The sequence below is a fragment of the Amycolatopsis ultiminotia genome, assembly GCF_039536925.1.
In the GTDB taxonomy this organism is placed as follows: domain Bacteria; phylum Actinomycetota; class Actinomycetes; order Mycobacteriales; family Pseudonocardiaceae; genus Amycolatopsis; species Amycolatopsis ultiminotia.
Window position 1 is genome coordinate 85,271 of the sequence record NZ_BAAAZN010000027.1, and the last position, 21,831, is coordinate 107,101.

The 21,831-nt window shown below is 69.9% G+C and carries 22 protein-coding genes; 4 read left to right on the plus strand and 18 right to left on the minus strand.

What is annotated here, in order from left to right; translation table 11 throughout:
• Positions 1 to 503: 503 nt before the first annotated feature.
• From glnT to ABD793_RS39030, 11 genes are all read right to left on the minus strand, one after another.
• Positions 504 to 1,832, minus strand: a complete 1,329-nt coding sequence (gene glnT, locus ABD793_RS38980) for a type III glutamate--ammonia ligase (RefSeq protein ID WP_344868616.1) — start codon at positions 1,830 to 1,832, stop codon at positions 504 to 506.
• A 31-nt stretch (positions 1,833 to 1,863) separates the two neighbouring features.
• Positions 1,864 to 2,919 carry a methyltransferase gene (locus ABD793_RS38985; protein ID WP_344868617.1) on the minus strand — a complete coding sequence of 352 codons (1,056 nt, stop codon included), beginning with the start codon at positions 2,917 to 2,919 and terminating at the stop codon, positions 1,864 to 1,866.
• Positions 2,920 to 3,441: 522 nt separating this feature from the next.
• Positions 3,442 to 4,410 carry an acyltransferase domain-containing protein gene (locus tag ABD793_RS38990; RefSeq protein ID WP_344868618.1) on the minus strand — a complete coding sequence of 323 codons (969 nt, stop codon included), beginning with the start codon at positions 4,408 to 4,410 and terminating at the stop codon, positions 3,442 to 3,444.
• 22 nt (positions 4,411 to 4,432) lie between these two features.
• A complete protein-coding gene (locus ABD793_RS38995) occupies positions 4,433 to 4,894 on the minus strand; it encodes an anthrone oxygenase family protein (RefSeq protein ID WP_344868619.1) in 462 nt (153 codons plus the stop codon).
• Between the two features lie 296 nt (positions 4,895 to 5,190).
• Positions 5,191 to 5,643: an anthrone oxygenase family protein gene (locus tag ABD793_RS39000; RefSeq protein WP_344868620.1), complete on the minus strand. Its 453-nt coding sequence runs from the start codon at positions 5,641 to 5,643 to the stop codon at positions 5,191 to 5,193.
• Positions 5,640 to 6,485 carry an LLM class flavin-dependent oxidoreductase gene (locus ABD793_RS39005; protein WP_344868621.1) on the minus strand — a complete coding sequence of 282 codons (846 nt, stop codon included), beginning with the start codon at positions 6,483 to 6,485 and terminating at the stop codon, positions 5,640 to 5,642. The genes ABD793_RS39000 and ABD793_RS39005 overlap by 4 nt, the downstream gene beginning before the upstream one ends.
• A 17-nt stretch (positions 6,486 to 6,502) precedes the next feature.
• Positions 6,503 to 7,360, minus strand: a complete 858-nt coding sequence (locus ABD793_RS39010) for an NAD(P)-dependent oxidoreductase (protein WP_344868622.1) — start codon at positions 7,358 to 7,360, stop codon at positions 6,503 to 6,505.
• A complete protein-coding gene (locus tag ABD793_RS39015; protein ID WP_344868623.1) occupies positions 7,357 to 7,737 on the minus strand; it encodes a SchA/CurD-like domain-containing protein in 381 nt (126 codons plus the stop codon). Before ABD793_RS39015 ends, ABD793_RS39010 begins: the two co-directional genes overlap by 4 nt.
• A complete protein-coding gene (locus ABD793_RS39020; RefSeq protein WP_344868624.1) occupies positions 7,737 to 8,474 on the minus strand; it encodes an SDR family oxidoreductase in 738 nt (245 codons plus the stop codon). The genes ABD793_RS39015 and ABD793_RS39020 overlap by 1 nt, the downstream gene beginning before the upstream one ends.
• Before the next feature lie 6 nt (positions 8,475 to 8,480).
• Positions 8,481 to 9,980, minus strand: coding sequence for a peptide MFS transporter (locus tag ABD793_RS39025; RefSeq protein ID WP_344868625.1), 1,500 nt, complete (start codon positions 9,978 to 9,980; stop codon positions 8,481 to 8,483).
• Entirely contained in the window at positions 9,977 to 11,587 is a 1,611-nt protein-coding gene (locus ABD793_RS39030; protein WP_344868626.1) for an FAD-dependent monooxygenase, read from the minus strand. The genes ABD793_RS39025 and ABD793_RS39030 overlap by 4 nt, the downstream gene beginning before the upstream one ends.
• Positions 11,588 to 11,786: 199 nt before the next feature.
• On the opposite strand from ABD793_RS39030, the gene ABD793_RS39035 reads away from it, so the two are divergent.
• Positions 11,787 to 12,803 carry a methyltransferase gene (locus ABD793_RS39035; RefSeq protein ID WP_344868627.1) on the plus strand — a complete coding sequence of 339 codons (1,017 nt, stop codon included), beginning with the start codon at positions 11,787 to 11,789 and terminating at the stop codon, positions 12,801 to 12,803.
• A gap of 61 nt (positions 12,804 to 12,864) precedes the next feature.
• On the opposite strand, the gene ABD793_RS39040 is transcribed toward ABD793_RS39035, so the two are convergent.
• Both ABD793_RS39040 and ABD793_RS39045 read right to left on the minus strand, forming a co-directional pair.
• Entirely contained in the window at positions 12,865 to 13,629 is a 765-nt protein-coding gene (locus tag ABD793_RS39040; protein WP_344868629.1) for an SDR family NAD(P)-dependent oxidoreductase, read from the minus strand.
• 13 nt (positions 13,630 to 13,642) lie between these two features.
• Complete coding sequence (locus ABD793_RS39045) at positions 13,643 to 14,818, minus strand: nucleotide disphospho-sugar-binding domain-containing protein (RefSeq protein ID WP_344868630.1); 1,176 nt, start codon at positions 14,816 to 14,818, stop codon at positions 13,643 to 13,645.
• Between the two features lie 131 nt (positions 14,819 to 14,949).
• Here ABD793_RS39045 and ABD793_RS39050 point away from each other — a divergent pair, with 131 nt between their 5' ends.
• Positions 14,950 to 15,633, plus strand: a complete 684-nt coding sequence (locus ABD793_RS39050) for a TenA family protein (protein WP_344868631.1) — start codon at positions 14,950 to 14,952, stop codon at positions 15,631 to 15,633.
• A 45-nt stretch (positions 15,634 to 15,678) separates the two neighbouring features.
• Here ABD793_RS39050 and ABD793_RS39055 read toward each other — a convergent pair whose 3' ends face one another.
• Both ABD793_RS39055 and ABD793_RS39060 read right to left on the minus strand, forming a co-directional pair.
• Positions 15,679 to 15,894 carry a ferredoxin gene (locus tag ABD793_RS39055; protein WP_344868648.1) on the minus strand — a complete coding sequence of 72 codons (216 nt, stop codon included), beginning with the start codon at positions 15,892 to 15,894 and terminating at the stop codon, positions 15,679 to 15,681.
• A 5-nt stretch (positions 15,895 to 15,899) separates the two neighbouring features.
• Positions 15,900 to 17,117, minus strand: coding sequence for a cytochrome P450 (locus ABD793_RS39060; protein WP_344868632.1), 1,218 nt, complete (start codon positions 17,115 to 17,117; stop codon positions 15,900 to 15,902).
• Between the two features lie 175 nt (positions 17,118 to 17,292).
• On the opposite strand from ABD793_RS39060, the gene ABD793_RS39065 reads away from it, so the two are divergent.
• Positions 17,293 to 18,321 (plus strand): methyltransferase, encoded by a 1,029-nt coding sequence (locus ABD793_RS39065; RefSeq protein ID WP_344868633.1) that lies wholly within the window; start codon positions 17,293 to 17,295, stop codon positions 18,319 to 18,321.
• 9 nt (positions 18,322 to 18,330) lie between these two features.
• The gene (locus tag ABD793_RS39070; RefSeq protein WP_344868635.1) at positions 18,331 to 19,236 is read left to right on the plus strand and encodes an LLM class flavin-dependent oxidoreductase; all 906 of its coding nucleotides are present in this window, start codon (positions 18,331 to 18,333) and stop codon (positions 19,234 to 19,236) included.
• 244 nt (positions 19,237 to 19,480) lie between these two features.
• On the opposite strand, the gene ABD793_RS39075 is transcribed toward ABD793_RS39070, so the two are convergent.
• Genes ABD793_RS39075 through ABD793_RS39085 form a run of 3 tightly spaced genes read right to left on the minus strand, consistent with a single transcriptional unit; the run spans position 19,481 to position 21,671 of the window.
• Entirely contained in the window at positions 19,481 to 19,852 is a 372-nt protein-coding gene (locus ABD793_RS39075; protein ID WP_344868636.1) for a SchA/CurD-like domain-containing protein, read from the minus strand.
• Positions 19,853 to 19,884: 32 nt separating this feature from the next.
• Positions 19,885 to 20,394: a flavin reductase family protein gene (locus tag ABD793_RS39080; protein ID WP_344868638.1), complete on the minus strand. Its 510-nt coding sequence runs from the start codon at positions 20,392 to 20,394 to the stop codon at positions 19,885 to 19,887.
• Complete coding sequence (locus ABD793_RS39085; RefSeq protein ID WP_344868640.1) at positions 20,391 to 21,671, minus strand: cation:proton antiporter domain-containing protein; 1,281 nt, start codon at positions 21,669 to 21,671, stop codon at positions 20,391 to 20,393. The genes ABD793_RS39080 and ABD793_RS39085 overlap by 4 nt, the downstream gene beginning before the upstream one ends.
• Positions 21,672 to 21,831: the final 160 nt, after the last annotated feature.

The window sequence follows — 21,831 nt, forward strand, 5'->3', positions numbered from 1 at the left end:
CGCCCGGAGTGAGGCAGCTCCCTCCGGGCCAGGAACGGGGAAAGGGCGGCTCGCGCACTTGATCAGGCAAGTCCCGGCCGGACGCCGCCTAGCCAGGACCGAGACAGACCGGACCGCCAGTGCCCGGCCGGACACTGGCGGAAGCGGCCGTCCCCGCTGACGGGGGAGCCTCGGGTACCTCGCCGGGTGAGCCATCGGGGGTGCCGGGCGAGCGACGGGGTACATCGCAGCCGGGCGGTCCCGCCGGTGGCCCGCAGCGTGGGTTGCCGGGTGAGCCGTCAGGTACCTCGCCGGGGAGCCATCGGGTGAGTCACGGGGTAGGTCGCCGGGTGGATCGCGGGGTGCACCGCCGGGGGGTGGGTCGTCGGGTGGGTTGCGGCCGGGAGGTGGGTCGTCGGGTGGGTTGCGGCCGGGGCGTGGGTCGTCGGGTGGGTTGCGGCCGGGGGGTGGGTCGTCGGGCGGGTTGCGGCCGGGCGGTCCCGTCGGCGGTCTGTGGGGGTGGGTCAGAATGCGGTCAGGTAGTGGTCACGCTCCCAGTCGTTGACTGTGGTGTGCCATGCGAAGAACTCGTCGCTTTTCCGGGTCGCGTAGTAGTCGGCGACGCCGGGGCCGACGGTGTCCAGCGCGGCCGTCAGGACCGCGTCCGTGGTGAGGGCGTCGACCGCGTGCAGCAGGGTCGGCGGGAGCTCCGGGTGGCAGGGGTCGGCCAGGTCCAGTTCGCGGTCCACGCCGTCCAGGCCGGCGGACAGTGCGACCGCCAGTGCCAGGTACGGGTTGGCCGCGCTGTCGCCGGCGCGGAGTTCGACGCGGTGTTCGTCCGGGATGCGCAGGTAGTGGGTGCGGTCGTTGCCACCGTAGGTGATCTGGCGAGGGGACCACGTGGCGCCGGAGCGGGTCGAAATGGCGCCGGTGCGTTTGTAGGAGTTGACCGTCGGACCGAGCACCGCCTGCATGCCAGGTGCATGTTCCAGCAGCCCGGCCAGGAAGCGCAACGCCAGGTCGGACAGGCCGTGTGTGCCGGTGCCGGGGAAGAGCGCCGAACCCTCCCGCCACAGCGACAAGTGCAGGTGCAGCCCCGAACCCGTCTGGTCGGCGAACGGTTTCGGCATGAAGGTGGCTGTCATGCCCTGCTGCTCGGCCAGCATCGAGATCACGTACCGCGCGGTGATCACGCGGTCGGCGGTGGTCAGCGCGTCGGCGTAGGCGAAGTTCTGTTCGAACTGGCCGTTGGCGTCCTCGTGGTCGTTCGAGTAGTTGCCCCAGCCCAGCGAGTTCATCGTGGTGGACACCCGGGTCAGGTGGTCGTACATCCGCGTCGCACTGCGGGCGTCGTAACACGGGTGCGGTGCGGTGTCGCGACCGTCCGCCGGCACCAGCCTGCCCTCGGCGTCGCGGGTCACCAGGAAGTACTCGATCTCCGCGCCCGCCTTCAGTTCCAGCTGCCGCTGCCGCGCCTGCGCCAGCAGCGACTTGAGGATCACGCGCGGCGCATACCGCCACGGTTCGCCTTCCACATGGGGATCGCAGTGCACCAGCGCCAGTCCCTCGCGCACCGACGGCAACGGCGTGTAGCTCGCCGGGTCGGGCATCGCGACCACGTCGGGATCACCCGGCTGCTGGCCGATCGCGCCGATCGCGAAGCCCGCGAACCCCAGTCCCTCGCGCTCGAACGAGTCCACGGCCTCCACCGGTACCAGCTTCGCGCACTGCTTTCCCTCCAGGTTGACGAAAAGTGCCAGCAGGAAGCGGACGCCGTCGGCCCGCGCCCTGGCCGCCAGTGACCGCTCGCCCGCCGCGACCTCATCCGGCCGGGTGCTCGTGTCCATCGTCATGTCGAACCTCCGAAGTCCAGTGCCGCCCGGCTCAGCCAGCGCGTTCGGCCTCGATCGCGTGCAGGGAAAACGGGCACGGGATGTCCAGCACCGAGGTGATCGACAGCCCGGCCCGGCCGAACAGCTCGGTGTACTCGCTCAGCGTCCGCATCTCGCCGCGGGTGACGACCATCAGCTCGATGTCCTGGACCGCCATCGCCAGCCGCTCCGCCGGATCCCCGCCGGCGTCGCCCTTTTCCGGCATCAGCCAGGTGAACACGACCAGCTTGCTGTCCGGCTCCATGGCCGCCCGCACGGTCGAAAGCAGCTTTTCCGCGGCTTCGTCGTTCCAGTCGTGCACCACGCTCTTCAGTACGTACAAATCGCTCCCGGCAGGCACCGTGTCGAAGAAGTCGCCGGCCACCGTCTCGCACCGATCGGCCACCCCGGCTTTCTCCAGCACCGCGGGCGCGTCCTGCAACGCATTCGCCCGGTCGAACACCACGCCGGACACCCCGGGATTGGCGTTCAAGATCGCGGAGAGGTTGGTGCCGTCGCCGCCGCCGACGTCGGTCACCCGCCGGTACGGGCTGAAGTCGTAACCGTCGACGATCGCGGACACCTGCAACGCGGTACCGGTGGACATGGTCAGGTGGAACATCGAGGACAACTCGGGATCGCCGGCAAGGTGGTCGAACAATCCCTTACCGTGCACCAGATCGAACGCCGGGATCCCGGTGCGCACCGCGTTCTCCAGCGCACCCCACGCCTCCCAGAACATCGGATGCGCGTGCGTTGCGTCGTGCGCGTAACCGAGCCACGGCGCGTCCTTGCGAAACATCCGGCCGAGCTCGGTGAGCGCGAATCGCCCGTCCGTGGAGGTGGTGAGCAGACCGGCCGCCGCGCCGGCCCGCAACAACCGCTGCAGGAACCGAAGATCAGCGCCGACCTCGGCAGCGAGCTCCTCGGCCGTCCCGCTACCGTCGCCGAGCGCGTCGGGGATGCCGAGCCGGGAGATCGAACCGGTGATCTGGAATATGGCGTAGCCGAAAACCGGCGGAATGAGCTCGGCCATTCCGGGCAGTTTCGGCACTGCCGCTGTGGACATCCCGGTACTCCTGTCGGCATCGTGAGCGAGCAACATGAATTTCCCGCCGAGTCTCGGCACGGCAACTCAACGACACCTCAACGGAGTCCCGAAACCGACCGCCGATGTCCGGAGCAGCCGGCGAGCATGCGGCAAGGCACGACCGGAGCGAGCAGACCTGCGGCTCCCGGCCGATCGAACAGACAGTGACGGTGAGCAGTGACCACCGGTGCGAGATCGCCCGATCGCGGCACAGAATGCAAGGGTTGGCAACGCAGCTGCCGACCACAGCGCGAAAACGGTTGCCAGCAGCGCAAAAGCGGTCGATATCGGAGTGAAATTGTTTACAGGCGAGGAAAGCAGCCGTTCTCGGAGCGAAGAGCGGTCGGCCTCGGGACCGATGCAGTTGAGCACGGGGCGGTGACGCCGACGACGATCAGCCAAGCGCCAGAACCAGCCAACCCGACGCCAAGCGGCCAGGCACCGGAAACAGCCAGCCAGAAGTCGAGCGGTCGGGAGCGGTTGGTCGGCCGGGTGTGGTGGTTATACGCCCAGGGTGCGGGCCAGTTTGCGGAGGGCTACGCGTTCTGCGCGTTCGCCGGAGGGGTGGGCGGGGGATGCGGCGTGGGCGTGGCTGCGGCCGCCTTGTACTGCTGGGTGGCGGCGGGCGATGGTGGTCAGGACCTGTCCGGGGCCGGCCTCCACCAGGTGGAAATCGCCGTCGGTGAGGAGGGTTTTCAGGGCGGGCCAGAACTGTACCGGGGATATCGGGTGGCTTGCCCAGAAGCGGGGGTCGCCCGCTTCGTCGCCGGTCAGGCGGGTGGCGGTGTATCCGGAGTACAACGCGATACCGGGGGCGGCCGGGCCGATCTTGTCCACCAGTGGCACCGTTTCCTCGACCAGGGGCTCCAGCGCCGGGTTGTGGTAACCCAGGGTGGCGGGTACCGGACGGCAGGCGAAACCGTCCGCGTGCAGGCGGGTGGCCACCGAGTCCAGGGCCCGGCGCGGGCCGGACAGGACGAGCTGGCTCGGTGAGTTCAGCACGCCGATCACCACGTCCTCGTCGAGGTAGCGGCGGATCTGCTCGGCGGTCGCGGCCACTCCGAGCAGCCCGCCGGGCGGGGCGACGGCCAGCCGGCGCACCCGGTCCCAGAGCAGGCCGACCGCGTCGGCCACCCCGAACACGCCGGCCAAGGTTGCCGCGACCAGTTCGCCGGCGCTGTGCCCGAGTATCGCGGCCGGGGTCACGCCCCAGCTCATGACCTGCCGGCTGAACGCGTAGTCGAGCACGAACAGCAGCACGTGCGAGCGGGTGACGTGTTCCATCGGCACGACCGGATCGTCGCTCAGCCAGTCCGCGCGCACGCCGTTGCCTGCCGGGCCGAGCAGGTCGAAGACCTCCTCGGCGGCCGCGGTGAAAACCGGCTCTCGCCGGTACAGCCCGGCGCCCATCCGCGCGTAGTGCGAGCCCAGTCCCGGCAGCAGCAGTGCGACCGGCGCTTCCGTCGTCACGGTTACCTCCCGACCCGCCCGGTCACAGCACCAGGCCGAGCGCGACACAATTGGCAAGGAACGCCGCGATCACCAGCAGGCTGCGCTGACGGTTCCACCAGCCCCAGCCCATCCGCGGGTCCCGCTCGGGGAAGTCCGCGGGCAGGTTCTCCGGATCCAGCGAGAGCACCCACTTGTTCACCGGCACGTTCTTCACCAGCGATACGACGATCCCGCACCCGGTCAGCGCCGCCGCGGCCACCACCAGCACCACGCTCGCGCCACCCGGCAGCCGCCACCCGAGCAGCGCATCCCCGGCAATGGTCACCAGCATGCAGGCAGGCATGAACGGGTCGTACCGGGTGGCGAAGAACGCGTGCAGCTGCACGTAACGCTCGTTGGACAGGCTCCGCATCAACGGCCAGCCGCCGAGCAGCCCCCAGATCAGCACCCCGGACGCCAGCCCGTTGGCGAGCAACACCAGGGGGAACACGAATCCGGTCACCACGTACCTCCCGGCCGGCCACCGCACCACCGAGCCACGCGGACAACGTCCACTTCGGACTCGGCGGCCGGCCGGCTTCGTCTCGGTCGCCTACAAGCAACAGCATCGACGACCGGGCTAGGGAAGGGATCGAAGTGCGCTCAACGGTCGTCGAGTACGGAGTCCAACCAGAGAAAGCCAGACCAGGCACGAGGCACGACAGCCGGCGCGGCACCCAAGGTCGGGTGCGAAGCGCGGCAATTGTGTTGACCAGCAAAGCCAGTCACCGAGCGCCGAACCAAACGCGGCACACCGCATCAGGTGCAAAGCGCGGCAATTGTGTTGACCAGCAACGCCAGTATCGACAGGGCGGTGCGGAGCAGGTGCCATCGGCGCCAGACCGGGCGTGGGTCCTTCCAGCCGTCCGGGATGCGGGTCGGGTCGAGGGTCTTGACCGTGCGGTTCAGTGGGACGTTGCAGAAGTGCGACACCACCGACACGCACAGCAGCAGCACCGCGCCCGCGATGTACCAGCCCGACGCGGCGGTCGGGGTCAGTACGGCCAGCGCGATCGCCACCGCGGTCGTGCTGAGCACGGTGATCGGCATGACCGGGTCCCAGTGCCGCCCGATCAGTTGATGGGTGTACACGTACCGCTCGGCGGGCATTACCCACAGTGCCGGGACGACGCTCAACGCCACCGCGAACAGCACGCCCGCGGTCAGTCCGCTGCCCAGCAGCAGCACCACGCCCAGAACTGCCTCGGTCATGCCAGTGCAGCCTCCGCGAGCAGGTCGACCTGGGCGGGGTCGGCCGTGCACGGGATGAACAACAGCTCGTCGCAGCCGGCCTCGGCGAAGCCTGCCACAGTCTCGTGGATCTGCTCCTTCGTGCTGAGCAGTCCGCGCGCGAGCATGTCCGCCTTCTGGCCGATGTAGCTGTAGTAATCGCGCAGGTAATCGCCGCCACGGGCCTGCTCGCCGAGTGCGAAGTACGCCAGGCTGACCATGTGCGGGCGCTCGGTGCGGCCCGCCTCGGCGAACGCGGCTTCCGCACGGGCGACCAGATCCGGGTAGCGCGCGGCCGTTCCGCCGGGGGAGATCCAGGCGCTGCCGGAGCGCGCGGCCCGGCGCAGCGCGGCCTCCGAGTGGCCGCCGACCCACAGCGGGATCTCACCGCGCTCCGGACGGGGCCCGGTGCCGCCGTCCGCACCGGACCAGATGTGCGTGAGCTCCTCGAGCAGCGCATCCAGCCGGCGGCCACGGTTCGAGTAGCGGGTTCCGTTGACCTTGAAGTCGTCCTCCCGGCCACCGGCCGAGACACCGACCGCCAGCCTGCCGCCGGAAAGCCGGTCCACGCTGGCCAGTTGCTTGGCCAGTTCCGCGATGCCCGGACGGTACGCGGCCAGCAGCACCGTCGCGGCGATCCGGATCCGCTTCGTCGCAGTGGCCGCGGCGGCCAGTGCGACGATCGAGTCGTAGCTGTCGTACACGAACCGGTCCAGCACGGCCAGTGTGCTGAACCCGCGCTCGTCGGCCCGTCGCGCGAACTCCACCAGATCTGCCCCGGGGGTACCGGGAACGGTGGTGGGCAAGCCGATTCCGATGTCCATTGTGTCCTCCGGAGTCCTCAGGCATCCACGACGACGGCGGCGTCGTCGTCCCCGTGCCCGGTTTCGATCGCCGCGCGGAACCGGTCCGCCGCGCATTCGGTCACCGGCAGCGCCGTGTCGTGCGCCGCCGCCTCCTGCTGGGCAAGCAGCAGGTCCTTGTGCATCAACGTGCTGCGGAACCCGGCAGGCCGGTAGCTGCGCTCCCGCATGAACCGGCTGCGGAAGCTCAGCACCGGCGAACGCCATCCGCTGGTGTCCAGCGCCTCCAGCAACACGTTCCGGTCGATCCCGGAAGCCTCGGCGAGCAGCACGGCCTCCGCCAGTCCCGCCGTCTGAACGCCGAGCAGCAGGTTGAAGGCGAGCTTCAGCGAACTGGCCCGCCCGGCCGAGCCGAGGTGCACGATCGACTGCGACAACGTGTCCAGTACCTCGTGCGCCGGTTCGCTGCTGTGCAGTTCCCCGGCGATGAACACCCGCAACGCGCCACCGGCGGCCATCTGCGGATTGCCGACCACACACGCTTCGACCCGGCGAAGTCCCTGTGCGGCAAGCCGTTCGGCGGCCTCGCGGGCGAACTCCGGCGACACGGTGGAGGTGTCCACGATCGCCTGCTCGGGCGCAAGGCAGCCGACCAACTGTCCGAAAAGGACTTCCTCGACCGCGGCTTCGTCCGCGAGGCTGAGCAATACGACCTCCGCTCCGGACACCGCCTTTGCCGGGGAATCCGCTGCCACCGCACCGAATTCGCTCAGCGCCTCGGCCTTGGCCCTGGTCCGGTTGTACACCGTGACCGGATGCCCGGCGGCGCACAGCGCACGCACCATGCCCGCGCCCATGATGCCGAGGCCGAGCACCGCCACCCGGGTCGCGGTCACCGGCCGGTTCCTGCGGTCAGCGGCGGCAGGTGGGAAATGCACCGCATGACTGCGTTCCGGAAGTACGCCCGGAACCCTTCCGGGGTCGTGGTGTCCCGCTGTTCGGCGAGGTAGGGGGCGAGCTCCTCTTCGACCAGGTGGGTCCCGGCCTGCGCACCCACTTTCTTGCCCACTTCGGCGAAGTCGCCCTCGTAGTGGATGACGCGGACCACGAACTCGTCCTTGATGAACACCGCGGTGCCGAGCAGCTTGCCTGCCGTGCTGCCGTCGTCCCGGCTGAGCGTGGGGTCCGGCATCTGCCGGAACCGGCCGAAGATCTCCGCGATCTCCTCCTCGTAACCGGTCTTCACACGATAGGTGATTGCCGCGTAGGGCATCACACACCTCCGTCTACATTGATCGTCGTACCTGTGATGTAACGAGAGGAATCGCCGGCCAGGAAGACGACCGCACCGGCGACGTCCTCCGGCTGCGCGAGCCGCTTCAACGCGGTCGCGGTGACGATCCGCTCGACCATGTGCGCGGGCAGTCCCGCGCCCGGTTCGGTCTCGGTGAGCCCGGGAGCGACCACGTTGACCCGGATCCCCCGCGCGCCGAGGTCTTTCGCCAGCGCCCGGCTGAACCCGATCAGCGCGGCCTTGGCTGCGGTGTAGTGCACACCGCGGGACCGGCCGCGCAACGCGACCGACGAACCGACGTTGATCACCGACGCACCGTCCGCGAGCAGGCCCAGTGCCGCGTGCGTGGTCACGAAGGCCGCATCCACGTTGTGTGACATCACCCTGGACCACTCGTCCCGGTCCAGGTCCTCGAAGGTCACCACGCCGTCCACCCCGACGTTGTTGACCAGGATGTCCAGGCCCCCGAACGCTTCGCGCACCAGATCGGTCAGATGGGCCACGTCGGCCCGGTCGGTCACGTCGGCGCGTACCACCCGGTGCCGGTCGCCGTATTCCTTGAGTTTGACTTCGGTGCTCGTCGCGGCGGCGATGTCATTCGCATAGCACGCGCAGACCAGCGCACCCTCCCGCGCCAGTTCCAGCGCGGTGGCCAGCCCGATGCCCTTGGTCCCGCCGGTCACCAGTGCACGTTTCCCCTTCAGTGAAGCTGGCATCCGGCTTCACTCCTTCCGGTCGGGATAGTCGGGGCCTTCGGCCGGGGCGAGGGAGCGGGTGAGCCGAGTGCGGAACACCGCGAAGGCCGCGCCCGCCACCAGCGCCACCCCGCCGAGCGTCAGGTAGTAGACGGCGGGTGCAATCACCTCGGACAGCCGGACGAGGCCGCTGCCGGCCGCCGCTCCGAGCGCGGAGAACAGCCAGAACAGGCCGAGCATCCGGCCGAGGTACGCCCGCGGCAGCACGTCCACCGTCGCCGCGATGGCCACCGCCGCGATCACGACCTCGCCGCAGGCCGCGGTCAAGTACACCGCGACCAGCCACAGTGGCGAGACCGGTCCGGTGGCGGCGACCGAGACGGCCAGCGCCATCACCATGAACCCGCCGCCCACCAGCAGCAGCGCGATGGAGAACTTGACCGCGACCCGGTTGCGGCCACCGATCCTCGGCAGCGCGACCGCGAGCACCGGGGCAAGCAGCAGGATCAGCAACGGCGTGACCGACTGCAGCCAGCTGGCCGGGAAGACGAACCCCGCCACCGAACGGTCCACGTGGTCCCTGGCGAAGAGGTTGAGCAGCGAACCGGCGTGCGCCACGACCGCCCAGAACGCCGCCGTGCCAAGCAATACCGCGAGGAAGGCCCGCAACCGGCGCCGGTCCGCGGCGGTCAGCTCGTTGATCCGGTACGTGCTGACGTAGCCGCCGATCGAAACGCCGAGGCACAGCAACCCGGCCAGCGAGACCAGCGTGGTGGCCCCGATCACGCCGGTCGCCATGAGCAGTACGACCACGAGCACCGGCACCCCCACGTACAGCGTGGTACGGCGCGCGAGCCGGCGCCGCCCTTCCGCGGCCAGCGGCAAGCCGGGCGCGGCACCGACCTCGCCGAAATGCCGGACCGCGAAGGCGACCCGGACGCCGGCGAGCAGGACCGCAAGCGCACACGTCAGGAAGGCCACCGACCAGTTCACGCGTTCGCCGAGCAGTCCGATCAGCACCGGTGCCCCCAGCGCGCTGATCTGGGTCGCCACGTACATCAGCGAGATCCCGGACTCCCGTTCGCGTGCTCCGGCGAACATCAGGTTGACCACGGCTTCCTGATTCGGCTTGAACAACCCGCCGCCGACGGCGAGCACGCACAGCCCGACCGCGCCGGTCACCCCGGCAGGCACGGCCAGCAGGGCGAGACCGGCCGCGCTCACCACGCAGCCGAGCAGCATCGCCCGGCGCGCGCCGAGAAGCCGGTCGCCGATCCAGCCACCGGGAAGCGACAACGTGAACGTCACCGCGATCCACGCGCCGAACAACGCCGCCGCGTCGCCCATGTCCAGGCCCAGCCCGCCGGAGGCGCGCGGAGCCGCCGCGTACAGCACCAGCACCGCTTGCAGGCCGTAGAAGCTGAAGCGCTCCGCCAGATCGGCGGAGAACATCGCGCGGTACCACGCCGGCAGCCGGCGCAGCGAAAGCGCGGTGTCCGGCGCAGCATGTTCGGTCGAGGTCGTCACGACTGACCCCGGCCGGTCGCGCGGGTGAAGACCTCGGTGAGCACCGCGTCCTGGTCACCGGGCTCGCCGGAGCTGCGCCACGCGACGAAAGCGTCCGGCCGCACGAGGACCGCGCCGTCGCCGGACACCCCGTACCTGGCCGCCCAGTCGGACTCCGGCACCAGGTCGCCGCCCGGACCGACGACGTAACAGCGAAGCGGCACGGAAAGCTGTTTCGCCACGCGCTCGGCCGCTTCCAGCCACCCGCTGTCGCGGGTTCCGGTGAGCAGCACGAAATCGTCCCAGAACAGGTCGATGGTGGAGATCCGCTCGCCGCCGCGATCGACCCAGACGTGCGGCGCGCGGGTGCCCGGTTCGCCGACCAGCATCGGCCCGGTGGAGAGCACCGGCGCGGCCGGGTCGTACCCGGTGATGGCCGCCGAACGGTATCGGTAGCCCAGCGTCACGACGATGTCGTCCACCATGGACTCCCGGGTCGCTTCGTCCGCGTAGCCGTGCCGGATCCGGTTGCGCACCATGGCCTGTTCCGCCATCGCCTCGCCGACCAGCCTGCGCTCGGGGTCGTAGCTCTCCAGCAGTGCGGGGCCCGCCTTGTCCTGCAGCACCGCGGCGAGCTTCCACGCCAGGTTGTGCGAATCGTGGATCCCGGTGTTGGCGCCGAAACCGCCGGCAGGCGGGTGCACGTGCGCGGCGTCGCCGGCGAGGAAGACCCGGCCCTTCTTGAACGTCTCCGCCACCAGCTGGGTGCCGCGCCACGGCACCTTCGCCCGGACCTCCACGGCCATGTCCGGCTTCCCCGATGCGGCGCGGACGATCTCGATGCAGCGTTCGTCGGTGAAGTCCTCCGGAGTCTCGCCGCGCTCCGGGTAGTAGATCGGCGTGGCCAGCCAGGGGTCGCAGCCGTGCAGCCGGGACAGCCCGATCATGCCTGCCCGCGCGTTCGTCGCGTAGCAGAGGATGAACTTCCGGTCTTTCAACAGCTTCTCCAGCTCCGGCGCGCTGAAGTACACGCTGAGCGCGTTGAACACCGTGCCGCGGCCCGCGCGTTCGACGCCGACCAGCTGCCGCACCGTGCTGGCCGCCCCGTCCGCGCCGACGACGTAGTCCGCGCGGACGTTCAGCCGGGTGCCGTCCTTGTCCTCGATCACCGCGTCGACGCCGTCGGCGTCCTGGTCGAGCGAGACGAGCCGGTGTTCGAAGCGCACCTGTCCGCCGTCGCCCTCGATCAGCTCGGCGAGCACCTTCTCGTACCGGTCCTGGCCACAGCCCATGACCCGCTCCGGGCTGATCGTCGGCCCGTCCAGCGACGGTGCTTCGAGCGTGATCGCGTCGTCGATCTCGGCGAACGTGCGGACCTGGATGATGCCGCCCTCGAAGTACGGGTGGGAGTCGCCGAACTCCAGTGCACGGATCCGCGGTCCGAAGCCGGCCGCCCGGAACAGCTCCAGTGTGCGTGCCTGCAACCCGGGCGCCCGCGGCAGGAACGAGGTGCTCGACCGCTTTTCCACCACCAGGGTGTCCACCCCGTGCCGGCGCAGGAACACCCCCATCGACAGGCCGACCGGCCCGCCGCCGACAACCAGGACCTCGACTTTCAAGTCGGACATGACAGCTTCCCTCTGTTCGCGACGGAATCGGTTGGGACCATGGATAGGGCGGTCGGCTCGAAGAGTTCTCGGGAGGACAGCAGAGCGTTCGCCCGGTTCGAACCGCTCTCGACCGGCTTTTCAGGTCGACTGGTGACAGTGCGGTCGCCGATACGCAGGCATGAGTCGATGCCGACCGCGCAGAGATGAGGATCCATCGATGACGACCACCGCACCCGATATCTCCACCCCGGCCGGAATCCTTCGGCTCGGCAATGCCTTTTGCGATGCGAAGGCGCTGCTCACCGCCGTGGAGCTCGACCTGTTCGGGCTCCTCCACGAGGGCCCCGCCGACGAGGAGACCATCCGTACGAAGCTGGACCTGCACGGCCGGGGACTGCGTGACTTCCTCACGCTGCTGGTGCAGCTCGGACTGCTGAGCGAGCAGGACGGCCGTTACGCCAACGCCGAGGGCGCCGACAAGTACCTGGTCCGCTCGGTTCCCACCTTCATCGGTGGGTTCCTGCTTCGCAGCAACCGCAACCTGTACCCGGCGTGGGGCAGGCTGTCCGAGGCGCTGCGCACCGGGCAGCAGCAGTCCGGCAGCGAGTTCCTGACCATGGTCCAGTCGCCGCAGGTGCTGCGTCAGTTCGTCGGGATGATGGACGCGCTCACCCAGCAGCTGGCCCCCAAGCTGGCCGAGGCGATCGACTGGTCGCGCTACGCCTCGGTGCTCGACGTCGGAGGCTGCCGCGGCAACCTCGTCGGGCAGCTGGTGAAGGCGCATCCGCAGCTGCACGGCAAGGTGCTCGACCTGCCCGCGATGCAGCAGGTGTTCACCGAGCACATGGAGTCCATGGGGCTGGGTGCCGCGGTGAGCTTCCACCCCGGCAGCTTCTTCGAGGTACCGCTGCCGGAGGCGGACGTGGTGATCCTCGGCCACGTGCTGCACGACTGGGACGAGAGCCAGCGGGAGTTCCTGGTCCGCAAGGCCTACGACGCGGTGCGTCCCGGTGGCGTGCTGCTGGTCTACGACCGGATGCTCGCCGAGGGGCCCGCGCTGATCGAGAACCTGGTGATCAGCCTCGACATGCTCCTGGTGACCGACGGTGGTTCCGAGTACCCGGCCGAGGAGATCCACCGGCACGCGGCGGCCGCCGGTTTCGCCTCCACCGAGGAAAAGCTCCTCGACGCCTACGACACCCTCGTGGTGTGCCACAAGGCCGCGGACAAGTGACCGAACGGGGGCCTTCGGCACGCTCTGCGCCGAAGGCCCCCGTGGTCGTCGCGGTTGCCGGTCAGACCGACTTGACCGTGCCACCGTCGAGCAGCCAGTCGGCGCCGACCGCATTCGGCACCCGGTCCGACGCGAGCAGCAGCACCACCGAAGCGACCTCTTCCGGGTGGATGACCTTGCCCGTGCTCATGCCCATCCACTTCGGCACGGCGGCCACGACCTGCTCGACGGTCATGCCCATCTTTTCCGCGCGCAGCGGGTTGGTCCACGTGTCGGTCAGCACCGCGCTCGGCGCGACACTCGCGACCCGCAGGCCCTGCGAGGCGTACTCCTCCGAAAGCGCCTTGGTGAGGCTCGTCAGTGCGGCCTTCGCCGCGGAGTACTCGACCAGCCGGGGTACCGGCAGGTGCGCGTTCACCGAGCTGATGTTGACGATCGTGCCCTTGTTCTCGAGCAGCTCGGGCAACGCGGCGCGGATCGCGCGGACCGCGCTGAAGAAGTTCAGGTCGAACCCCTTGCGCCAGCCCTCGTCGTCCAGGTCGAGGAAGCCGCCGGCCGAGACGCTGCGGCCACCCACGTTGTTCACCAGCAGGTCCACCCCGCCGAGTTCGGACAGCGCGTGTTCGACGAGCTTGCCCGGACCGTCCGCAGTGCTCAGATCAACCTCGAGCGGGTGCGTCGCGGCGTCGGCGAGCTCCGGGCTGATCGTGCGGGCACCGCCGACGACCTGCACGCCTTCGGCGGCAAGCGCCTGCACGATCGCCAGGCCGATACCCCGGCTGGCGCCGGTGACCACCGCACGGCGGCCCTTGAGATCCAGTTCCATTTCTCTCTCCTCATCAGGATTGCCGGTCATCCACTTTCGACATGGCGAGTTCTTCCAGCCGTGCCACGACGGCCGCCGGCGCCGGTGCCTGGCGCATTTCCCCGGCAAGCGCGGCAACCGCGGTCCGCGGCCCGTCACCGGAGATCAGCCGAAGCGCCTCCTCGCGAATCCGCTCACCGCTCGCCTCGTCCGCGGCCAGCACCTCACCGGCCCCGGTCGCGAGAACGCGCCCGGCGTGCCCGGTGTGGTCGGGCAGCTGCGGGATCAGCAGCATCGGAACGGCGTTGCGGACGGCGGTGAGCACGGTGCCCGCGCCGCCGTGCGCGACCACGAGATCGCAACCGGGCAGCACGTCGTCGATCGCGGTGTCGACCACGACTTCGACGCCTTCGTCCACGTCGCCGAGCAGCGCACGCTGCCGCGTGGACACCGCGGCCACCACGGAAAGTCCGCTTCCGGCCAGTGCGGACAGCACCCGCGGCAGCAGGAATCGCTCCGGCGCGACCTCCGAGATGGTGTGCCCCCAGGTGAGGCACACCCGTCCGGCTGTTCGCCTGGCGGTCGCCGGGCGGGCCTGCGCGCCACCGTAGGCCAGGTACCGCACCGGGATGCGCTGGTAGTCCACCGGCACCTGCAGGCTCGCCGGAGTCGGATCGATCGTGGCGACCCCGAACGGGTCCACATCGGACACTCCGTGTGCGGCGGCCAGCGGTGCGAGCGCGTCGGGCAGCAGCGGGCGGGCACGCAGCATCAGGTCGGTGCCGTACAGGTGACGCACTGCGGGTACGCCGGCCGCGGCCGCGGCGATCGGGCCGGCCAGCGCGGTCGGTTCGGAGACCACGAGGTCGGCACCCCAGCCGCGGGCCAGCTCGACCAGATCGGCAGTCATCGATTCGGCGTTCGCGAGGACCATCTGCAGTGCTCGCGGTCCTTTTCCGTTGCGCGGCGCCGGTTTCGCGGCACCGGGCCCGGCTGCACCGGAGGGCAGCAGGTAACCGCGGACCATCCCGGCCGCGTCGACGTCGGTGCCGACCGCGACCCCCGGCAGGCCGGTGCGCTCGATCTCGGGCAGCAACGCCGGCTGGCTCGCGACCAGCACGTCGTGTCCGGCGGCACGCATCGCCCACGCCAGCGGCACCATGGCGTAGAGGTGGGAGCGCCACGCCCACGTGACGAACAAGACCCGCATCTGGCTCCTGCCTTCCTTCACCGGGGCCACTCGACGCTCCACGCTCGGGCCCGGTCCTCGGCGGAACCTCGAAGCTCGCTCGGTCATCCCGGCTCGACTCGGCTTCGAGAACCACCCGCCACCGTGCCGGCATGGCAACCAGCGCACACGCATCCAGTCCGTTGCGGGCCGAGCTGACCGCCCTCATCACCGCGGGGGCGAAGGATCTGCTCGAGCACCCGTACTACCGGGGCCTGCTCGATGGCACCCTGCCCGCCGAGTCGCTCTCGCACCTGTGCCGGCAGGACGCACACCACCTCCTGCCGACCTACGCCCGCGCGCTTTCCCGCTGTGCAGCCACCGCGCAGCGCAACGAGCACGCCCGGCTGCTGTGCCGGATGGCGCACATCTCGTTCGACAGCTCGGCCGGCTCGGCCGCCGGTTTCCCGGCCATGGCAGAGAAATTCGGGCTGCCGGACGGTGCCGCCGGCGCTCCGGCGATCGCCGGAGCGACCCTGGGCTACGTGCACTTCCTGACTGCCGCCACGACCGGCCCGCTCGCCGCCGGACTCGGTGCGACGCTGCCGTCCGCATGGCTGTACCAGCTGGTCACCGACGAGCTGATCCAGCTGCGGAAGCCGGAAACGCGCTACCACGAGCTGATCGAAATCATGTACCCGGGCAAGGAGTACGTGGCGCTGATCGAGGAATTCCTGACCCTGATCGACGAGCACGAAGCCGATTCCGGATCCGCCGAGGTGCTGCTGGAACAGCTCGGCCGCGCGATCGCCTACGAGTACGACTTCGTCGAGGCGGCGTGGCGCGCCGCCGCGTAGTGCGCGCAGAAGAACACCCGGGCGGCTGAGCCACCCGGGTGTTCTTCAGTCCGCTTCTTCTGGCTCCTCCGGCTCCTCGATCGAGATCGCGCCGACCGGGCACCCGCGGACCGCCCGGCGGATGTCCTCGCCCAGTTCGGCGGGTGGATGCTCGTCGAGGATCACCACCCGGCCCTCGTCGTCCTGGTCGAACACGGCAGGCACCCGGTACACGCACATCGAACTGACCACGCACAGCTCGTTTTCGGCCCGGATGCGCATCTCGCTCACCAGCGCACCGGGATCTCGGAGAACCCGCCGAGGAAGCTGCCGACGTCGCGCTGCAGCTGCTCACCCGGCAGATCCAGCTTCAGCTGCGGGAACTTCCGGAGCAGCCCTTCGGTGGCGACCTGCAGCTCCATCCGCGCCAGCGGCGCGCCTGCGCAGTAGTGGATGCCGGAGCCGAAGGACAGGTGGTAATTGGGGTTACGGCGGATGTCCAGGTCCATCGGGCACTTGAACTGCTGCTCGTCGAGGTTCGCCTCGACCGACAGCAGCACCGTGGCGCCCTTGGGCACGATCGAACCGTCGGACAGCTCGATGTCCTCCAGGCAGTAGCGCAGTGAACCGAGCGAAGCACCCATGATCTGGTAGCGCAGCAGTTCCTCGACCGCGGAAGGCACCAGCGAGTAGTCGTTGCGGATCTGGTCGGTGACCTCACTGCGGTGCAGCAGGTAGGCCAGGCTGCAGCCGATCTGCGTCGCGGTGGTCACGTAGCCCGCGATCAGCAGCGACTGCAGCCAGTGCACCATCTGGTGGTCCGAAAGCCGCTCCGGGTCCGCGTCGCTGATCTGCACCAGCTCGCTGGTCAGGTCGTCGGTCGGGGTGGCGCGCTTGGCCTCGACGAGCTCGCCGAGGTAGCTCCACAGTCCGGTGCGGCAGCGCTCGACCTCGTCGGCGGGGAGACTGGTGACCGAGAGGAAGCCGTCCACCATCCGGCGGAACTTCGCCTGGTCCTCGGCAGGCACGCCGAGCAGCTTGCAGATCACCCGGATCGGCAGCGGGAAGGCGAAGGACTCCATCAGGTCGGCAGGCTGCGGACCCTCCTGCATCGCGGTCATCAGCTCACGGGCCACCTCCCACACGAACGGCCGCAGGCTCTCCATCCGGCGGGCGCTGAACGCCTTCGCGACCAGCCGGCGCTCGGCGAGGTAGCGCGGCGGGTCGCTGTCCACCTCCGGGTCGTCGAAGATCACGTTGTTCGGCGAGATCCGGGAAGTCGGGTGCCGGCCGGTGTTGCGGCTGAGGCGGTGGTCGGAGTACAGCGCCTTGACGTCGTGGTAGCGGGTCACCAGCACCGCCGGATCGCCGCTCGGCAGCCGGATCGGCTGGACGGCCTGCTCGCGCAGGGTCTTCCAGCCGTCGGGGATGGCCATCGGCGGCGTCCACGGGAACGGGTAGTCGACCACGGAGGGCGAAGTGTCGGTCGAAGGTGTCGTGGTCACGGTGTCCTCTCCCAGCTTCTCAAGCGAGCAGGTGCTGGCCCGAACTTGGGCCGCGGGGCTGAGCGCAGGCTCAAGGCGGCGTCAAGCCGGGGTACTGCGGGCAAATCGAGGCCCCTTCCAGCGCGGGTGGAAAAGCTCCGCGCACAACCCGTGGCGCAGAGAGGGTGCACCCGCTATGTCGACCTCGTCAGCTTCCGAGACTTCCGTGGCACCGGACGTGCAGACCGCAGCCGGACTGCTCCGGTTCGGCAATCTCTTCTGCGACGCCAAGGTGCTGCTGACCGCGGTCGAACTGGGCCTGTTCGCCGAACTCGAGGACGGGCCCGCGACCACTGCGGAGATCCGCGACCGGCTGGACCTGCACGGTCGCGGTCTCGCCCACTTCCTCGCCACACTGGTTTCGATCGGGGTGCTCGTGGAGGAGGACGGCGTCTTCCGCAACGCCGATGGCGCGCAGCGGCACCTGGTACCGGGTGCGGACGAGTTCGTCGGCGGCTTCCTGATCGGCGCGGGCCGGACGCTGTATCCGGCGTACGGGAATCTCGGCGAAACCCTGCGCACCGGTGCCGCACAAGCCGGTGGCGATTTCGCGAAGATGATCGAGGACCCGGGCGCGCTCGCCCAGTTCGCCCAGATGATGGACGGGCTCAACGAGACCCTCGGCCCGCTGCTGGCCGGCGCGTTCGACTGGTCGGGGCACCGCCGGGTACTGGATGTCGGTGGCTGCCGGGGAAATCTGCTCTCGCACGTGCTGCGTGCCGGGCCGGGGCTGACCGGGCAGGTTTTCGACCTGCCGCCGATGGGCCCGCTGTTCGAGCGGCACATGGCCGAACAGGACCTGAGCGAGCGCGCCTCGTTCCACGGCGGCGATTTCTTCACCGACCGGCTGCCGGCGGCGGACGTGGTGATCTGCGGCCACGTGCTCAGCGACTGGAATGCCGACGAGCGGCTCACCTTGCTGCGCAAGGCAGCCGACGCGCTCGAACCCGGTGGCGAGCTGCTGGTGTACGACCGGATGCTGGTCGCGGGCACGGACAACCGGGAGAACCTGGTGGCCAGCCTGAGCCTGATGCTGATGACCGACGGCGGTGGCGCCTACTCCGTGGCAGAGCTGCAGGAGCAGGCCCGTACGGCCGGATTCGGCCGGTTCACGCACCGGCCGCTCGGTGCCTACGACACGCTCGTGACCGCGGTCCGGAACTGAAGGAGCACCATGTCTTTCGACGTCGGGATCCTGCTGCCCACCATCGGGCACCTCGGCAACGACCTGCCCGACCTGCGGGTGGTGAGCCGGCACGCCGAGGAGGTGGGGCTCGGCTCGCTGTGGGCGGGTGACCACCTGACCATGGGCGGCGCACCACTGCTGGAAAGCATGGTCGCGCTCGGCGTGGCCGCCGCGGTGACCGAGCGGGTCCGGCTGGGCTGTTCGGTCCTGCTGGCCGCGACGCGTCCGCTGGCATGGGTCGCCAAGCAGGTCGGGACGCTGCAGTACGTGTCGGGCAACCGGTTCGAGTTCGGCGTCGGCGTCGGCGCGAAGTGGCCGGAGGAGTGGTCCGCCTCGGCCGTGCCGCTGGCCGAACGCGGACGGCGGACCGACGACCTGCTCGCCGCACTGCCCGCGCTGTTGTCCGGCACGCCGACGAAGCTGTCGTCACTGCCCGGCGAGCCGGAGGTGACGATGCGCCCGGCGGTACCGATGCCCCCGATCTGGGTGGGCGGCCGTTCGGAACGCGCGCTGCGCCGCGCCGCGACATACTGCACGGGATGGCTGACCACGATCAGCACCCCGGACCAGATCCGGACCGGCGCCGCCCGGCTGCGCGAACTGGCGGACGAAGTGGCCCGCCCGGTCCCGTCGATCGGCACGATGATCTACGCGAGCATCACCCGGACCCCTTCCGCGGACGCAGTCGAAGTGATGGCGGCAAGCCTGGCTGGCGCGTACTCGCTCCCGCTGGAGCACACGCGCCAGGTCGTGGTGGGCGGAAGCCCGGAGCAAACCGCGGAGGGCCTGGCAAAGCACCGGGACGCCGGGGTGGAACAGGTCGTGGTCGCCATCGAGGGAACCGGATGGCAGGAACAGTACGAGTTGCTGGCGGAGGCCGCCCGGCTGCTTTGACGCAGCCGGGCCCCGGCAGACCGTGACGCGGAGGCGGCCGCACGACCGCTCGGACGTGACCGAGCCCGCTGACGTACCACGGAAGCGGGCTCGGCTGCTGCGGCAGCTCCCCGATTCCGCAGCCGCAACCGGGCTCGCTGCTGCGGGTGGCGACGGCGGTCCGTCCTGTTTTGCGGGGCGGGCTTCCCGCCACGAATGAAGGCCCTTGCCCCGGGCGGGCAAGGGCCTTCTCGGGTGAGCGGGCTCAGCTTCGGGAGGTTGCGGACAGCTGGCTGACCGAGCGCAGCAAGCTGCTCTTGAACGTCTTCAGGAATCCCTCCACAGTGGACGTGTCGCGGGGATTTCGGAGGTAGGGCGCCAGTTTCTCCTCGACCACCTGCACCCCCGGCTGGGCGGCCATGAAACGGGCCACCGCTTCCAGGTCACCTTCGTATTCGATGAAACGGACCAGCAGGCTGTCGCGGATGAAGACCGCAGTCGCGATGATCCGGGTTTCCGACGCGTCGCCGGTTTCCGGGACGACCGCGGAGGTCGGGCGGCGGAAGTTCGCGAACACCTCGGCGACCTCGTCCTCGTGGCCGCCCACGATGTCGTAGGTGATGGCAGCGTAGGGCATGGGTTCCTCTCCTGTTTTCCGTGCACAAGCCGCTATTGGTGCGGCCACGTCGCATATCGGCGCAGGCCGTAGAGCAACGGCCGGGCCGGTGGTCCTTGGGTCACGTCCAGTACCTCGCCGTAGACCACGGTGTGGTCGCCGACGTCGTGGTACGAGGTCACCACGCAGTCGGCCACCGCGTGTGTGTCGTCCGGCAGGTGCGGGGCGCGGAGTTCGTCCGCACGCCAGTGCACCCGTTCGAAACGGGCCGGGTCGCCGGAGGCGAACAGTTCCGCGATCGGCTGGGAATCCTGATGCAACAGGTTGACCGCGAACCGGCCGCGGCCGAGTACCGCGGCACAGGTCGGGCTCACCGAGCGCAGGCACACCAGCAGGGTCGGCGGTTCGAGGGTGACGCTGCAGATGGACGAGCACGTCATACCGCGGGGTTCGCCTTGTTCGTCCAACGCGGTCACCACGCCGACGCCACTCGGGAAAGCCGCCATCATGCCGCGGAACCCGCCGGCGGAAAGGGTTGCGGGCGGGGCACCGGACTCGCTCACGCTGGGTCCTCCCTTGCGCTTGGGGCCTTCCGTCGCCGGACGGCGTCGACCCGGTCCAGCAGGCCGAGCAACGGACCGGTCAGCGCGGTCGTGGCCAGCGCCATCACCAAACCCGTGAGGTACAACGCCGGCGGCAGCACGCCCGCGGCAAAGCCGGCCTGCAGCACGATGATCTCGGTCAGTCCGCGGGTGTTGAGCAGAACCCCGATCCGGCGCGCGATCGCGGGAGGCTGACCACCGAGCCGGGCACCGAGGTAGCCACCGCCGAGTTTGCCTGCGACGGCGAGCACGAGCGCGGCCACGATGGTCACCCAGGACAGCGACCCCAACGGGCCGGTGAACACGGTCACGCCGGCCACCACGAAGAACAACGGCACCAGTTTCGAACTCGCCTTGGCCATCCCGCCGACCACCCGGGCCCACGGTCCGGCAGTGCGTTCCGGCGGCACCGCGAGCCCGACCAGGAACGCGCCGAGGATCGTGGTGAGCCCGAACTCGTCGGTGACCTCGGCCGCCGCGCAGGCGAGCACCGCGAGCAGCACCGCCACGATCCACGGCCGGCGCAGGCAGAAGCCGGACACCACGCCGGTGGACAGCACCCGGCTCAGTCCCGCGGCCACGACCAGCCCGCCGCCGAGCACCGCGAGCGCCATCAGCGCACCGGACATCCGGCCGCTTGCCAGTCCCAGCCCGATCGCCAGGATCGGCCAGTTCACCGCGTCGTTCAGCACCGCGGCGGCCATCGAAAGCGAGCCCTCGGCCGAACCGAGCAGATTGCGGTCGGCCAGTATCCGCGCCAGCACCGGAACCGCCGTGGTGGTCAGGCAGATCACCACCACGAGCACGAACGCCGGCGTCGGTGCGGTGCCGCGCAGTGCTGGATCCCCTTGCGCCACCAGGTATCCGGCGAATGCGAGTCCGGCGGCGACGGCAGGGACGAACGCGCCACCGGCAATCAGGCCGACCGTCCGGCCGGTCGAATTCTCCGCCCTGCTCGCGAATGCCACGCGCAGTTCCTGCGCCACCCGCACCAGGAACAGCACCAGACCCAGTTCACCCAGGATCTTCAGCACGGCCAGCGCCTCGTGCGGGAAAACCGCCGCGAGGCCGGAACGGCCTGCCACGGCAAGCACCACCGGCCCGATGATCAGGCCGCCGGTGATCTCGCCGATCACCTCCGGCTGGCGCGCGACCCGTGCGACCCACCGGCCGCCTGCGCCGAGCAACAGAGCCAATACCAGAGCCCCGCAGGTCCGCAGGACCAGTTCACCAGTCATCGCTTCAGCCCTCGCTCGGCGCGGATCAGAGCACCAGTTCGATGCCGTACTTGCGCATCCAGGTGTCGAACCCGAGCGCCATCTCGATGTTCATCCGGCTGTGCCACTCATGCGCCACCCCACCCGAATCCTGCACCGCACGCTTCACCGCAGCCACATC

Bases quoted from the DNA above. Each gene is read 5' to 3' on its own strand.
- ABD793_RS39005 (WP_344868621.1), bottom strand. From the start codon at position 6,485: ATGGACATCGGAATCGGCTTGCCCACCACCGTTCCCGGTACCCCCGGG.
- ABD793_RS39050 (WP_344868631.1), top strand. From the start codon at position 14,950: ATGGCAACCAGCGCACACGCATCCAGTCCGTTGCGGGCCGAGCTGACC.
- ABD793_RS39075 (WP_344868636.1), bottom strand. From the start codon at position 19,852: ATGCCCTACGCTGCCATCACCTACGACATCGTGGGCGGCCACGAGGAC.
- ABD793_RS39030 (WP_344868626.1), bottom strand. From the start codon at position 11,587: ATGTCCGACTTGAAAGTCGAGGTCCTGGTTGTCGGCGGCGGGCCGGTC.
- ABD793_RS39020 (WP_344868624.1), bottom strand. From the start codon at position 8,474: ATGCCAGCTTCACTGAAGGGGAAACGTGCACTGGTGACCGGCGGGACC.
- ABD793_RS39015 (WP_344868623.1), bottom strand. From the start codon at position 7,737: ATGCCCTACGCGGCAATCACCTATCGTGTGAAGACCGGTTACGAGGAG.
- ABD793_RS39070 (WP_344868635.1), top strand. From the start codon at position 18,331: ATGTCTTTCGACGTCGGGATCCTGCTGCCCACCATCGGGCACCTCGGC.
- ABD793_RS39055 (WP_344868648.1), bottom strand. From the start codon at position 15,894: ATGCGCATCCGGGCCGAAAACGAGCTGTGCGTGGTCAGTTCGATGTGC.
- ABD793_RS39085 (WP_344868640.1), bottom strand. From the start codon at position 21,671: ATGACTGGTGAACTGGTCCTGCGGACCTGCGGGGCTCTGGTATTGGCT.
- ABD793_RS39040 (WP_344868629.1), bottom strand. From the start codon at position 13,629: ATGGAACTGGATCTCAAGGGCCGCCGTGCGGTGGTCACCGGCGCCAGC.
- ABD793_RS39035 (WP_344868627.1), top strand. From the start codon at position 11,787: ATGACGACCACCGCACCCGATATCTCCACCCCGGCCGGAATCCTTCGG.
- ABD793_RS39000 (WP_344868620.1), bottom strand. From the start codon at position 5,643: ATGACCGAGGCAGTTCTGGGCGTGGTGCTGCTGCTGGGCAGCGGACTG.
- ABD793_RS39045 (WP_344868630.1), bottom strand. From the start codon at position 14,818: ATGCGGGTCTTGTTCGTCACGTGGGCGTGGCGCTCCCACCTCTACGCC.
- glnT (WP_344868616.1), bottom strand. From the start codon at position 1,832: ATGACGATGGACACGAGCACCCGGCCGGATGAGGTCGCGGCGGGCGAG.
- ABD793_RS39065 (WP_344868633.1), top strand. From the start codon at position 17,293: ATGTCGACCTCGTCAGCTTCCGAGACTTCCGTGGCACCGGACGTGCAG.
- ABD793_RS38985 (WP_344868617.1), bottom strand. From the start codon at position 2,919: ATGTCCACAGCGGCAGTGCCGAAACTGCCCGGAATGGCCGAGCTCATT.